General features: G+C 54.4%; 24 protein-coding genes. All 24 read left to right on the top strand.

Annotated elements, in window-relative coordinates; genetic code table 11:
- The first annotated feature begins 1 nt into the window (after window position 1).
- Window positions 2-769 (top strand): 50S ribosomal protein L4, encoded by a 768-nt coding sequence (rpl4p, locus tag MVD07_RS04745; RefSeq protein ID WP_297499218.1) that lies wholly within the window; start codon window positions 2-4, stop codon window positions 767-769.
- 5 nt (window positions 770-774) lie between these two features.
- Complete coding sequence (locus MVD07_RS04740) at window positions 775-1035, top strand: 50S ribosomal protein L23 (RefSeq protein WP_297499259.1); 261 nt, start codon at window positions 775-777, stop codon at window positions 1033-1035.
- Between the two features lie 11 nt (window positions 1036-1046).
- A complete protein-coding gene (locus MVD07_RS04735) occupies window positions 1047-1766 on the top strand; it encodes a 50S ribosomal protein L2 (protein WP_297499217.1) in 720 nt (239 codons plus the stop codon).
- Between the two features lie 2 nt (window positions 1767-1768).
- Window positions 1769-2170, top strand: a complete 402-nt coding sequence (locus tag MVD07_RS04730) for a 30S ribosomal protein S19 (protein WP_297499257.1) — start codon at window positions 1769-1771, stop codon at window positions 2168-2170.
- A gap of 10 nt (window positions 2171-2180) precedes the next feature.
- The gene (gene rplV, locus MVD07_RS04725; RefSeq protein ID WP_297499215.1) at window positions 2181-2651 is read left to right on the top strand and encodes a 50S ribosomal protein L22; all 471 of its coding nucleotides are present in this window, start codon (window positions 2181-2183) and stop codon (window positions 2649-2651) included.
- 4 nt (window positions 2652-2655) lie between these two features.
- On the top strand, window positions 2656-3285 hold the full coding sequence (locus MVD07_RS04720; protein ID WP_297499213.1) for a 30S ribosomal protein S3: 630 nt from the start codon (window positions 2656-2658) through the stop codon (window positions 3283-3285).
- A complete protein-coding gene (rpmC, locus tag MVD07_RS04715; protein WP_297499211.1) occupies window positions 3272-3475 on the top strand; it encodes a 50S ribosomal protein L29 in 204 nt (67 codons plus the stop codon). The genes MVD07_RS04720 and rpmC overlap by 14 nt, the downstream gene beginning before the upstream one ends.
- 36 nt (window positions 3476-3511) lie before the next feature.
- Window positions 3512-3778: a stress response translation initiation inhibitor YciH gene (yciH, locus tag MVD07_RS04710; protein WP_297499255.1), complete on the top strand. Its 267-nt coding sequence runs from the start codon at window positions 3512-3514 to the stop codon at window positions 3776-3778.
- Window positions 3664-4041 carry a ribonuclease P protein component 1 gene (locus MVD07_RS04705; RefSeq protein WP_297499209.1) on the top strand — a complete coding sequence of 126 codons (378 nt, stop codon included), beginning with the start codon at window positions 3664-3666 and terminating at the stop codon, window positions 4039-4041. Before yciH ends, MVD07_RS04705 begins: the two co-directional genes overlap by 115 nt.
- Window positions 4038-4382 (top strand): 30S ribosomal protein S17, encoded by a 345-nt coding sequence (locus MVD07_RS04700; protein ID WP_297499207.1) that lies wholly within the window; start codon window positions 4038-4040, stop codon window positions 4380-4382. Before MVD07_RS04705 ends, MVD07_RS04700 begins: the two co-directional genes overlap by 4 nt.
- A gap of 1 nt (window position 4383) precedes the next feature.
- Window positions 4384-4809: a 50S ribosomal protein L14 gene (locus tag MVD07_RS04695; RefSeq protein WP_297499205.1), complete on the top strand. Its 426-nt coding sequence runs from the start codon at window positions 4384-4386 to the stop codon at window positions 4807-4809.
- A gap of 10 nt (window positions 4810-4819) precedes the next feature.
- Window positions 4820-5185 carry a 50S ribosomal protein L24 gene (gene rplX, locus MVD07_RS04690; RefSeq protein ID WP_297499203.1) on the top strand — a complete coding sequence of 122 codons (366 nt, stop codon included), beginning with the start codon at window positions 4820-4822 and terminating at the stop codon, window positions 5183-5185.
- Complete coding sequence (locus tag MVD07_RS04685) at window positions 5185-5916, top strand: 30S ribosomal protein S4e (RefSeq protein WP_297499253.1); 732 nt, start codon at window positions 5185-5187, stop codon at window positions 5914-5916. Before rplX ends, MVD07_RS04685 begins: the two co-directional genes overlap by 1 nt.
- An 11-nt stretch (window positions 5917-5927) precedes the next feature.
- On the top strand, window positions 5928-6479 hold the full coding sequence (locus MVD07_RS04680) for a 50S ribosomal protein L5 (protein ID WP_297499201.1): 552 nt from the start codon (window positions 5928-5930) through the stop codon (window positions 6477-6479).
- Window position 6480: 1 nt separating this feature from the next.
- Window positions 6481-6651, top strand: a complete 171-nt coding sequence (locus MVD07_RS04675) for a 30S ribosomal protein S14 (protein WP_088857499.1) — start codon at window positions 6481-6483, stop codon at window positions 6649-6651.
- An 11-nt stretch (window positions 6652-6662) separates the two neighbouring features.
- The gene (locus MVD07_RS04670; protein WP_297499251.1) at window positions 6663-7055 is read left to right on the top strand and encodes a 30S ribosomal protein S8; all 393 of its coding nucleotides are present in this window, start codon (window positions 6663-6665) and stop codon (window positions 7053-7055) included.
- A 10-nt stretch (window positions 7056-7065) separates the two neighbouring features.
- Window positions 7066-7620, top strand: coding sequence for a 50S ribosomal protein L6 (locus MVD07_RS04665; RefSeq protein WP_297499199.1), 555 nt, complete (start codon window positions 7066-7068; stop codon window positions 7618-7620).
- 15 nt (window positions 7621-7635) lie between these two features.
- Window positions 7636-8019 carry a 50S ribosomal protein L32e gene (locus MVD07_RS04660; protein ID WP_297499197.1) on the top strand — a complete coding sequence of 128 codons (384 nt, stop codon included), beginning with the start codon at window positions 7636-7638 and terminating at the stop codon, window positions 8017-8019.
- A 5-nt stretch (window positions 8020-8024) separates the two neighbouring features.
- Window positions 8025-8471: a 50S ribosomal protein L19e gene (locus tag MVD07_RS04655; protein WP_297499195.1), complete on the top strand. Its 447-nt coding sequence runs from the start codon at window positions 8025-8027 to the stop codon at window positions 8469-8471.
- 10 nt (window positions 8472-8481) lie between these two features.
- Complete coding sequence (locus tag MVD07_RS04650) at window positions 8482-9087, top strand: 50S ribosomal protein L18 (RefSeq protein WP_297499192.1); 606 nt, start codon at window positions 8482-8484, stop codon at window positions 9085-9087.
- Window positions 9084-9788 (top strand): 30S ribosomal protein S5, encoded by a 705-nt coding sequence (gene rpsE / locus MVD07_RS04645; protein WP_297499190.1) that lies wholly within the window; start codon window positions 9084-9086, stop codon window positions 9786-9788. The genes MVD07_RS04650 and rpsE overlap by 4 nt, the downstream gene beginning before the upstream one ends.
- Before the next feature lie 11 nt (window positions 9789-9799).
- Window positions 9800-10267 carry a 50S ribosomal protein L30 gene (locus MVD07_RS04640; protein ID WP_297499188.1) on the top strand — a complete coding sequence of 156 codons (468 nt, stop codon included), beginning with the start codon at window positions 9800-9802 and terminating at the stop codon, window positions 10265-10267.
- An 11-nt stretch (window positions 10268-10278) separates the two neighbouring features.
- On the top strand, window positions 10279-10725 hold the full coding sequence (locus MVD07_RS04635; protein ID WP_297499186.1) for an uL15 family ribosomal protein: 447 nt from the start codon (window positions 10279-10281) through the stop codon (window positions 10723-10725).
- Window positions 10726-10758: 33 nt separating this feature from the next.
- Window positions 10759-12110, top strand: a 1352-nt coding sequence (gene secY / locus MVD07_RS04630) for a preprotein translocase subunit SecY (protein WP_297499184.1), incomplete at its 3' end; no start/stop codon positions are given.

Below are 12110 nucleotides of genomic sequence, written 5' to 3'. Positions count from 1 at the left end.
AATGAAGGTTAAGGTCTTCAATCTCGAAGGTGAGCCGGTTGATGAGATAGAGCTCCCCAAGGTCTTCAGCACGCCCTTCAGGCCTGACCTCATAAGGAGGGCCGTCATCACTTCCTGGACCCACAGGATACAGCCCCAGGGCAGGGATCCTCTCGCCGGAAAGAGGCGCGTTACGGAGAACATCGGAAAGGGCCACGGGATGGCCAGGGTCGAGAGGATAAAGACCTCACCGAGGTTTGCTGCATTTGTCCCCTTTGCGAGGGGCGGCAGGAGGACACACCCTCCGAAGGTTGAGAAGGCAATCTGGGAGGACATCAACAAGAAGGAGCGCAGATTGGCAATAATGAGTGCAATAGCTGCAACGGCAAACCCCGACCTCGTCAAGGCCAGGGGGCATGTGATAGACAACATCCCGGCATTTCCGCTCGTTGTGGTTGACGACCTTGAGGCGGTCTTCAAAACGGCTCAAACCAGGGAGATATTCAAAAAGCTAGGTGTCTGGGATGACATCGAGAGGGCAAAGAAGAACACCAAGATAAGGGCAGGAAAAGGCAAGATGCGCGGTAGGAGGTACAAGAAGGCTAAGGGGCCGCTCATCGTCGTTGCAAAGAACGAGGGTATCGTCCAGGGAGCGAGAAATCATCCCGGTGTTGACGTGGTCACCGTTGACAATCTCGGCGTTGAGCTTCTTGCCCCGGGAACCCACCCGGGAAGGCTGACCATATGGACCAAGGGCGCTATAGAGAAGCTTAAAGAGATTTACGGGTGATGGAAATGGATCCGTACAAGGTCATTATAAGGCCCCTTGTCACTGAGAAGGCCGTTTCCCTGATAGAGAGGGAGAACAAACTAACCTTCATAGTTGACGAGAGGGCCACCAAGGGGGACATCAAGAGGGCCGTGGAAGAGATGTTCAACGTCAAGGTCGAGAAGGTGAACACGCTCATAACGATGAAGGGCGAGAAAAAGGCCTACGTCAAGCTCAAGCCCGAATACGACGCGAGTGAGATAGCGGCAAGGTTGGGGTTGTTCTGAGGTGATGTGAGATGGGAAAGAGTCTCATCCAGCAGAGGAGGGGTAAGGGAAGCACGACCTTTAGGGCACCTTCCCATCGCTACAGGGGTGCCGTAAAGTACATCCCTCTTAACGTCACGAAGGAGAAGACCCTCCGTGGAAAGGTCTTCGAGATACTCCACGATCCGGGAAGGACCGCTCCGGTCGCGAGGGTGAAGTTCGAGAACGGCACAGAAAAGCTCATCCTCGCCCCTGAGGGAGTCCTTGTTGGCCAGGAAGTCTACATCGGCCCCGAGGCGCCTATAGCGATAGGCAACACCCTCCCCCTGGCGAAGATACCGGAGGGAACCTACGTCTACAACATAGAGGGCATCCCTGGTGACGGCGGAAAGTACGTGAGGGCTGGAGGAACCTACGCCTTGGTCGTCAGCAGGGAGAGGGACAAGGTCATCGTCCAGCTCCCGAGCGGTGAGCTGAAGCAGTTTAAGCCAGAATGTAGGGCAACGATAGGGGTTGCCGCCGGTGGTGGAAGGCTCGAAAAGCCAATCATCAAGGCCGGTAAGGCCTACTACATAGCCAAAGCCAGAAACCGGTTCTGGCCGAAGCCGAGGGGTGTCAAGATGAACGCCGTCAATCACCCGCACGGTGGTAAGGAACACCACATCGGTAGACCCTCGACTGTTTCCCGTAGAGCTCCACCCGGAAGGAAGGTTGGTCACATAGCCGCGAGAAGAACCGGTAGGAGGAAGTGAAGATGGCGAGAAAAAAGGAGTTTAAGTACAGGGGTTACACCCTTGATGAACTTCTTAATATGTCGCTGGAGGAGTTCGCCAAGCTCCTCCCGAGCAGGCAGAGAAGGAGTCTTAAGAGGGGTCTTTCACAGGAGCAGAAGAAACTCCTCAGGAAGATAAGGCTTGCTAGGAAGGGCAAGTACAAGAAGCCCATAAGGACACACAGCAGGGACATGGTCGTCCTCCCTGAGATGGTGGGTGTAACGATTCACGTCCACAACGGCAAGGAGTTCGTCCCGGTTGAGATCAGGGAGGAGATGATAGGACACTACCTCGGCGAGTTTGCCATGACGAGGAAGATCGTCCAGCACGGCTCACCTGGTGTCGGAGCAACCAGGTCGTCGATGTTCGTGGCAATCAAGTGAGGTGGTCTAGATGAGCAGGGGCAGGTTTTCCTACTCATTCCAAAATTTTGATCCCGACAGAATGGCAAGGGCGAGCGGAAGGGATCTGAGGATTTCCCCCAAGCACAGTGTTGAGCTCCTCAGGGAGATCCGGGGCATGATGCTCAACGATGCACTCAAATACCTCGACGATATTATAGCGAAGAAGAGGCCCGTTCCGATGAGGCGCTTCAACGACAGCCAGGGACACAAGCCGGGCAGGGGCTTCGGCCCAGGTCGCTATCCGGTCAAGGTTGCTAAGGCCGTCAAGAAGGTTCTCCTCAATGTCAAGAACAATGCAGAGCAGAAGGGCCTTGATATTGACAGGCTCAAGATAATTCACGTGGCAGCACACAGGGGACCCGTCCTCAGGGGCTACATCCCGAGGGCCTTCGGCAGGGCAACCCCATTCAACGAAGAGACAACCCACATAGAGATAGTCGTCGAGGAGATTAGGAGGTGAGACTTTGGCGATCGAGAGATACTTCATCAGGGAAGGCGTTAAGGAGATGCTCATCGACGAGTACCTTGAGAAAGAACTGAGAAGGGCCGGCTACGGTGGACTCGACATAAAGAAGACCCCTCTCGGAACGAAGGTGGTTATCTTCGCTGCCAGCCCGGGCTACGTCATCGGGAGAGGCGGAAGGAGGATACGGGAGCTGACAAGAACCCTTGAGAGGAAGTTCAGCCTTGAGAACCCGCAGATCGAGGTCGAGGAGATCAAGAATCCCTATCTCAACGCCAAGGTTCAGGCTGTAAGGCTCGCCCAGGCCCTTGAGAGGGGCATACACTTCAGGAGGGCTGCTTATTCAGCGATCAGGGCCATCATGAGGAATGGTGCGAGGGGCGTCGAGATAAGGCTCAGTGGAAAGCTCACCGGCGAGAGAGCGAAAAGCGTCCGCTTTTATCAGGGTTACTTGGCAAAGGTTGGGAACCCCGCAGAAACGCTCGTCAGCAAGGGCTACGCCCAGGCCCTGCTCAAGCTCGGGGTCATTGGGGTTAAGGTCGCCATAATGCCACCTGAGGCCAAGCTTCCGGATGAGATAGAGGTCAAGGAGATAGTCGAGGAAGAGGTGAGCGGAAATGAAGCCCAGTGAGATAAGGGATATGAGCATTGAGGAGATCGACAATAAGATTAGGGAACTCCGCCTTGAGCTTGCCAAGGAGCGTGGTGTGCTCACCATGGGAGCCTCAATGGAGAACCCCATGGTCATCCGGAACCTCAGGCGCGACATAGCGCGCCTGCTTACTATAAGGGATGAAAAGCTTAGGGAGAAGAAAGGGTGAGGTTAGGTGCCGAGGATTGTGAACCCTCTGGATGAGATGCTCTTTAAGGAAGTACTAAAGGAACAGCAGAGGATTAGGGTCTACATCGAAAAGGCCCGCTACGGAAAGCTCAAGACCATAATTGAGGGCATAGACGAAAAGGAGTTCGACCTTGAAGATATAGCAAAGAAGCTGAAGGCGAAGCTGGCATGTGGCGGGACGGTAAAGAAAGGAAGGATAGAACTCCAGGGAGATCACAGAGACCGTATCAAAAAGTTGCTGGCAGACCTTGGATTTTCAGAGGAGCTCATAGAGGTAGAGTGACGAGGAAGAACATCGTCTGGCACGAGCTCATAGGGCTGAAGGCAAAGATTATAAGGGCATCTCATCCAGAGCTGGTCGGTATCGAGGGCTACGTCCTCGACGAGACTAGGAACACCCTCGTGATAGGTGGAGAGAGGGTGTGGATTGTCCCGAAGGACGTGGCCGAGATGGAGTTCGACCTCGGCGATGAAAAGATTAGGATTAACGGTCGCGAACTAATCGGCAGGCCCGAGATGAGATTGAAAAAGAGGTGGCGGAAATGAGAGAGATAGGATTGAAGGTTCAGCCTCCCTCTGAGGTTTGTAACGACCCCAGGTGCCCCTGGCACGGGAGCCTCAAGATACACGGCAGGTACTTTGAAGGAGTAGTCGTCAGCGACAAGGGTAAGAAGACGGTAGTCGTTGAGAGACAGTACTATCACTATCTCAAAAAGTACGAGCGTTATGAGCTCAGGAGGAGCAAGATACACGCCCATAACCCGGAGTGCATCAACGCCAAGGTCGGTGACCGTGTTCTCATAGCCGAGACGAGGCCCATAAGCAAGACTAAGAGCTGGGTTGTCGTTGCGGTGACCCAGAGAGCCGAGCACAGGGGGGGAGTGTGAAATGGCCAAGAAGGGTGCCGGTGCAACTAGGGGAATAAGCCCGGTCAGGCCCACCCGTGCTCTGCCCGTTGGGGCCTACCTCAAGGTTGCAGACAACAGCGGTGCCAAGGTCATCCAGATCATAGGCGTCGTCGGCTACAAGGGAACTAGGAGAAGGCTTGCCAGCGCTGGCGTTGGCGACATGGTTATAGCAGCCGTCAAGAAGGGAAGGCCGGACATCAGGCATCAGGTCGTGAGGGCGGTCATAGTCAGGCAGAGAAAGGAATACAAGAGGCTCGACGGTATGCGCGTCAAGTTTGAGGACAACGCCGCAGCTATAGTCACTCCGGAAGGCGTCCCTAGGGGAACAGAGATTAGGGGTGCGATAGCCAGGGAAGCCGCCGAGAGGTGGGTCAGACTTGGGAGCATAGCGAGCATAGTGTTGTGAGGTGAGAGAGATGGAGTTGAACACCAGACAGCCGAGAAAGCAGAGGAGGTTCCTCTACAACGCTCCCCTTCACCTGAGGGGTAAGATAATGAGCGCAACCCTCAGTGAAGACCTGAGGGAAAAATACGGCGTCAGGAATCTCCCAATCAGGGTTGGGGACAAGGTGAGAATCATGCGTGGTGACTTCAAGGGGAAAGAAGGAAAGGTCGCTGAGGTCAGCCTCAAGAGGTACAGGATATACGTTGAAGGCGTTACCCAGAAGAAGACTGATGGAACTGAAGTGTACTATCCGGTTCACCCGTCGAACGTCATGATTGTGGACCTCAACCTTGAGGATGAGAGAAGGGAGAAGATAATTAAGAGGAGGGCTGAGTGATGGCGAGGAAGGGTCCAAAGAGACATCTTAAGAGGCTTGCCGCTCCCACGGCTTGGTATATCCCAAGGAAGGCATATAAGTGGGCTGTCCGCCCGAGCCCGGGACCGCATGGCATGAAGACCTCCATTCCACTACTATACATCGTTAGAGACTATCTCGGCTATGCAAAGACCGCCCGTGAAGCGAGAAAGATACTCAACGAGGGCAAAGTTCTCGTCGACGGTCGCGTCAGGAAGGACTACCGCTTCCCGGTGGGTATAATGGACGTAGTCTCAATCCCCGAAACCGGTGAGTACTACAGGGTTCTTCCGAACAGGATAGGGAAGCTTGTACTTCACCCGATAAGTGGGGATGAAGCCAAGATTAAGCCCTTTAGGATAAACAACAAACGCATGGTTAAGGGGGCAAAGGTTCAGCTCAATCTCCACGACGGGAGCAACCACCTCGTAAGTCCCGCTGAGAAAGACGCATACAAGACATCATACACGGTTATAATGCAGGTTCCCGAGAGGAAGATAGTTAGGGTGCTCCCCTTTGAGGTCGGTGCATACGTCTTCGTTACCCAGGGTAAGAACGTTGCAAGGAAAGGAAGGATCGTCGAGGTCAGGCAGTTCCCGATGGGCTGGCCGGACGTCGTCACTATTGAGGACGAGAACGGCGAGCTTTTCGACACCCTGAAGGAATACGCCTTCGTCGTTGGAAAAGAGAAGCCTGAGATTTCCCTGCCGTGAGGTGAGATGAGATGCAGGTAAACAGAGAGGCTATCCTAGCGGACTGGGAAGCTCACCCGATGAGAAGGCCGAGGATAGCGAAGGTCACCATAAACATAGGTGTTGGCGAGAGCGGTGAGAGGCTTACCAAAGCCGAGGAAATGCTTGAAGGGCTCGTCGGCCAGAAACCGATAAGGAGGCGCGCGAAGCAGACCAACAGAGACTTCGGCATAAGGCGCGGTGAGCCGATAGCCGTTAAGGTCACCCTCCGCGGTGAAAATGCCTATAAAATGCTCGACAGGCTTCTTGAGGCAGTTGACAGGAAGCTCAGTGTGGGTAACTTCGACGAGCACGGCAACTTCTGCTTTGGAATACAGGAGCACATAAACATCCCTGGCGTCGAGTACGACCCTGAGATAGGAATCTTTGGTATGGACGTCTGCGTGACCCTTGAGAGACCTGGATTCAGAATAGCAAAGAGGAAGAGGCAGAGGAAGAAGATACCGAACAGGCACAAGCTGACGAAGGAGGAGGGTATGGTCTTCGCGATTGAGGAACTCAACGCCAAGGTGGAGGGATTGTGAGATGGCGAAGGCTGACTACAACAAGAGGAAGCCGAGAAAGTTTGGTAAAGGAGCCAGAAGGTGCATGCGTTGTGGCCAGTACGGTCCTGTCATCAGGATACACGGCCTTATGCTGTGCAGGCACTGCTTCCGTGAAATCGCCCCAAAGCTCGGCTTCAAGAAGTATGAGTGAGGTGAGTGAAGATGACTTTGCTTGATCCGCTGGCGAACGCGCTCTCACACATAACCAACAGCGAGAGGGTTGGCAAGAAGGAGGTCTACCTAAAGCCCGCCTCAAAGCTCATCGGTGAAGTGCTGAGGGTCATGCAGGAGAACGGCTACATAGGCGAGTTCGAGTTCATAGATGATGGAAGGGCCGGTATCTACAGGGTTCAGCTCATAGGCAAGATAAACAAGGCTGGGGCCATAAAACCCCGCTTCCCGGTCAAGGCGAGGGACTATGAGAGCTGGGAGAAGAGGTTCCTTCCTGCTTTCGAGTTCGGTATCCTCATAGTCTCGACCTCCCAGGGTGTTATGGCTCACAAGGAGGCCCGTGAGAAGGGCATTGGCGGAAGACTGATAGCCTACGTCTACTGAGGTGAGAGCGATGCCGATAGACGCGTGGATTCGTGAGGAAGTTGAGATACCAGAGGGAGTCGAGGTTGCAGTTAAGGGGAACACGATCAGGGTCAAAGGGCCGAAGGGGGAGCTTGAAAGGCAGCTTGAGTACCCCGGCGTTCAGATATTCACCGAAGACGGGAAGGTCGCCATATACAAGGAGTTTCCGAGGAGGAAGGATGTTGCCATAGTCAGGACTTTCAAGGTCCACATAGCGAACATGATCAAGGGAGTCACCGAGGGCTTCACCTACAAGCTCAAAGTTGTCTACAGCCACTTCCCGATGACCGTAAAGGTTCAGGGGGACGAGGTCATAATAGAGAACTTCCTCGGTGAGAAGAACCCCAGAAGGGCCAAGATACTCCCAGGTGTTACCGTCAAGGTTAGGGGTCAGGAAGTTATCGTTGAGGGGATAGACAAGGAGAAAGCTGGCCAGACTGCTGCAAACATCGAACAGGCAACTAGGATAACCAAGTGGGACAGGCGCGTCTTCCAGGATGGAATTTACATAGTTGAGAAGGCAGGCAAGCCGATTAAGTTCTGAAGTGAGGTGTGAGGGATGAACGAGAAGGCGAGACTCCTGAGGATAAGGGCCAAGCTCAAGAGAAAAAAGCCCCGCTTCCTCCGCCAGGAGTGGTGGAGATATCCGAAGTTCAAGAACAATCCCAAGTGGAGGAAACCGAAGGGAATAGACAGCAAGATGAGGCTCAAGAAGAAGGGCAAGCCCCGATCACCCAGTATAGGCTGGAGCTCCCCGAGGGCAGTGAGGGGACTCCACCCAAGCGGTTACGAGGAAGTCCTCGTTCACAACGTCAAGGAGCTCGAAGCCATAGACCCGACTAGGCAGGCAGCTAGGATAGCCCGAACCGTTGGCAAGAAAAAGAGAGAGCTCATCATTGCGAGGGCTGAAGAGCTCGGAATTAGGGTTCTCAACGCGAGGTGAGGCTCATGCTTAAGATGCAGAGGAGAATAGCCGCCGAGCTGTTGAAATGCGGTGAGAACAGGATATGGATAGACCCCGAGAGGATAGACGATGTTGTCTCGGCAATAACCCGGGAGGACGTGAAGAGGCTCATCCACGAGGGCGTCATCAGGAAGAAGCCGATAAAGGGCCAGAGCAGGGTAAGGGCGAGGGCCTTTCACGAGGCCAGAAAGAAGGGCAGGCACCGGGGCCCTGGAAGCAGGAAAGGTAAGAAGACCGCTAGGATGGGCAAGAAGGAGCGCTGGATGATGACTATAAGGGCCCTCAGGAAGGAACTCAGGAAGCTCAAAGCTGAGGGAAAACTCGACGCCCATATCTACAGGAGGCTCTACATCCGTGCCAAGGGCGGTCAGTTCAAGAACAAGAGGCAGCTCTACCTGTTTATGCAGGAGCGCGGTATCTTGAAGGAGTGAGGTGAGATAGATGGCGAGAGGACCTAGGTATAGGGTTCCGTTCAGGAGGAGGAGAGAGGGCAAGACCAACTACCACAAGAGGCTCAGACTCCTCAAGAGCAAGAAGCCGAGGTTAGCTGTTAGAAAGACGCTGAATCATCACATCGCCCAGATAATCGTTTATGATCCCAGGGGGGATAAGACCCTTGTCTCGGCCCATACGAGGGAACTCATCAGGAACTTCGGCTGGAAGGGGCATACCGGGAACACTCCGAGTGCTTACCTTCTAGGATTGCTCATCGGCTATAAGGCAAGGCAGGCTGGCATCGAGGAGGCAATCCTCGACATAGGCCTCCACCCGCCGACGAGGGGAAGCTCGGTCTTTGCAGTCCTCAAAGGTGCCGTTGATGCTGGCTTAAACATCCCGCACAGCGAGGAAATATTCCCGGAGGACTACAGGATAAGGGGCGAGCACGTGGCAAACTACGCCAAGGCCCTCAAGGAGAAGGACGAGAGCCTTTACAGGAGGCAGTTTGGTAGTTACCTCGTCAAGGGCCTTGAGCCTGAAAGACTCCCCGAGCACTTTGAAGAGGTTAAGGGCAAGATAATCGAGAAGTTTGGGGAGGCGAGAGAATGAGCGACCCGAGAGAGATCGCCCAGAGGGTTCTTGAGGAGTGGGAGCCGAGGACCAAGCTCGGCATGCTCGTCAAGGAGGGCCAGATAACAGACATTCACGAGATATTCAGGAAGGGCTACCAGATAAAGGAGCCTGAGATAGTTGATGTCCTCCTTCCCGAGGTCAACCTCAGGGAGAATCAGGAAGTGCTCGACATAGCACTCACAGTAAGAATGACCGACAGCGGAAGAAGGATCCGCTTCAGGGTTCTCGCTGCCGTTGGCAATAGGGACGGCTACGTTGGCCTCGGAATCGGCCACGGAAGGGAGGTTGGCATAGCCATCAGGAAGGCTATCAACTACGCCAAGATGGGCATCATCGAGATCAAGCGTGGATGTGGTTCATGGGAGTGCAGGTGCAGGAGACCACACTCGATACCCTTCGCCGTTGAAGGCAAAGAGGGGAGCGTTAGGGTCAAACTCATGCCTGGTCCGCGTGGCCTCGGTCTCGTCATAGGCGACGTGGGTAAGAAGATACTCAGCCTCGCTGGAGTCCAGGACGTCTGGTCTCAGACCCTCGGTGAGACAAGAACTACCGTCAACTTTGCCAAGGCCGTCTTCAACGCCCTCTACAACACCAACCGCGTTGCCATCCAGCCAGGTATGGAGGAGAAGTACGGTATCGTCGTTGGCAGGGCAATGCCGCAGAGCTTTGAGCTGTGAGGTGAGAGAAGATGGCCAAGTTAGCGCTCATAAGGCTAAGGAGCGGTATCAGGGCGAAGGGTAGGGTTAGAGATACCCTAGCGATGCTCCGCCTCCACAGGATAAACCACCTTGTCGTCGTCGACGACAGCCCGAGCTATCGGGGAATGATACAGAAGGTCAAGGACTACATAACCTGGGGCGAGATAGACAAGGAAACCTTGGCAGAAGTCATCAGAAAGAGGGGCAGGCTCATTGGCAACAGGCCTGTGACTGAGGAGTACGTCAAGGAGAAGCTTGGAATGGGCATCGACGAGTTCGCCGAGAAGGTAATCAACGGCGAGATGAGGCTCAGAGATTTGCCCAACCTCAAGCCGGTCTTCAGGCTGCACCCTCCGAGGGGAGGACTGAGGGGTAGCAAGAAGCGCTCCTTCAAGGAGGGTGGCGCTTTAGGCTACCGCGGTGAGAAGATTAACGAGCTCATTGAGAGAATGCTCTGAGGTGGCGAGGGATGATAAGGAGGAAGAAGAAGATTAGAAAGCTCCGCGGAAGTCACACTCACGGATGGGGGTGCAAGAAGAAGCACCGTGGTGGTGGAAGCAAGGGCGGTAAGGGAATGGCAGGAACGGGCAAGAGGAAGGATCAAAAGTTCACTTGGACGATCAAGTACGCCCCTGACAGGCTCGGAAAGAGGGGCTTCCACAGACCCAGGACCGTCCAGTACACCCCGGTGGTTATGAACCTCAGTGAGATAGACGAGAACTTCGAGCTCTTTAGAGACATGGGTGTAATCTACGAGGAGGGGGGAAAGCTCGTCTTCGACGCAACGCAGCTCGGCATCGACAAGGTTCTTGGGACAGGAAAGCTCACCCGCGCGCTCGTTGTTAAGGCCTACTACGTCACCTCCAGGGCCGAGGAGAAGATCAAGGAAGCCGGTGGCGAGGTCGTCCTCGCCTGACACCTTTAATTTAACTTTTGGCGGGTGTTTATCATGGGAAAGACCAGGGACATAATATATGCTATGGAGAGGTATTTCCCGGAGGTCGAGAGGCCAAAGAGGCATATCTCCCTTAAGGAAAAGTTCATGTGGACGGGCATAGTGTTGCTCCTCTATTTCATCCTCGCGGAGATACCCGTTTATGGGATGCCCTCCAAGATTCAGGACTACTTCGCAACTCTGCGTTTCGTTCTCGCTGGTAGGAACGGCTCACTTCTCACCCTTGGTATAGGCCCTATAGTCACTGCGAGTATAATCATGCAGCTCCTCGTTGGTTCGGAGATAGTTAAGCTCGACCTCTCGAATTCAGAGGACAGGCGCTTTTACCAAGCCACCCAGAAGCTCTTCGCCGTCTTCATGAGCTTCTTCGAGGCCGCGATCTACGTCTTCGCTGGGGCCTTTGGTAAGGTTGACGGGGGCATAGGGGCCTTCCAGACGATTACCAGTCCCAGCGGTCTGGTCTACATAGGTCTTGGTCTTGCCACCCTCATAATACTCCAGCTGGGCTTTGCATCAACCCTGTTGATACTCCTCGACGAGCTCGTGAGCAAGTGGGGTATCGGGAGCGGTATAAGCCTGTTCATAGCAGCAGGTGTTTCCCAGACGGTCATATACAAGTCCCTGGCACCTGTGCCAAGCCACCAGTACATAGACCCCCTCACGAACCAGCCGGCCATAGTCGGTGCAATACCGGCTTTCATCCAGCACCTGCTCCTGGGTGACATAACGGGTGCACTGTACCGTGGCCCGATGTTGCCGGACATCGTGAAACTAACCGGCACGATAGTGGTCTTCCTCATAGTTGTCTACCTTGAAAGCATGCGCGTTGAGATACCCCTCAGCTACGGCCGTGTAACTGTCCGCGGCAGGTACCCAATAAGGTTCATGTACGTCAGCAACATCCCGATAATCCTCACAATGGCACTCTATGCCAATATCCAGCTCTGGGCTAGGCTCCTCAACAACTACGGCATAACATGGCTCGGTACCTTTGACAAGAACGGCTTCCCGGCCAGTGGCTTCGTGACATATCTCTACCCCCCTAGGGACATCTTCAGTGTCATAGCCGACCCGGGAAGGGCTACAGTGTATGCCATCCAGACTATCTTCTGGGCGTTAATCTTCGGTTTCCTGTGGGTTGAGCTAACGGGGCTTGATGCTAGGAGCATAGCCAGACAGCTCCAGCAGGCAGGGCTTCAGATACCCGGTTTCAGAAGGGATCCGAGAATCCTTGAGAGAGTTCTCCAGAGGTACATACCCTATGTTACCTTCTGGGGCTCCTTCACTCTGGCAGTGGTTGCTATACTGGCGGACTTCCTCGGGGCGCTCGGTACCGGAACGGGAAT

Origin of the sequence: Thermococcus sp. (assembly GCF_027008145.1) — an archaeon.
In the GTDB taxonomy this organism is placed as follows: Archaea; Methanobacteriota_B; Thermococci; order Thermococcales; family Thermococcaceae; genus Thermococcus.
This window is presented reverse-complemented; position numbering and strand designations above follow the sequence as displayed.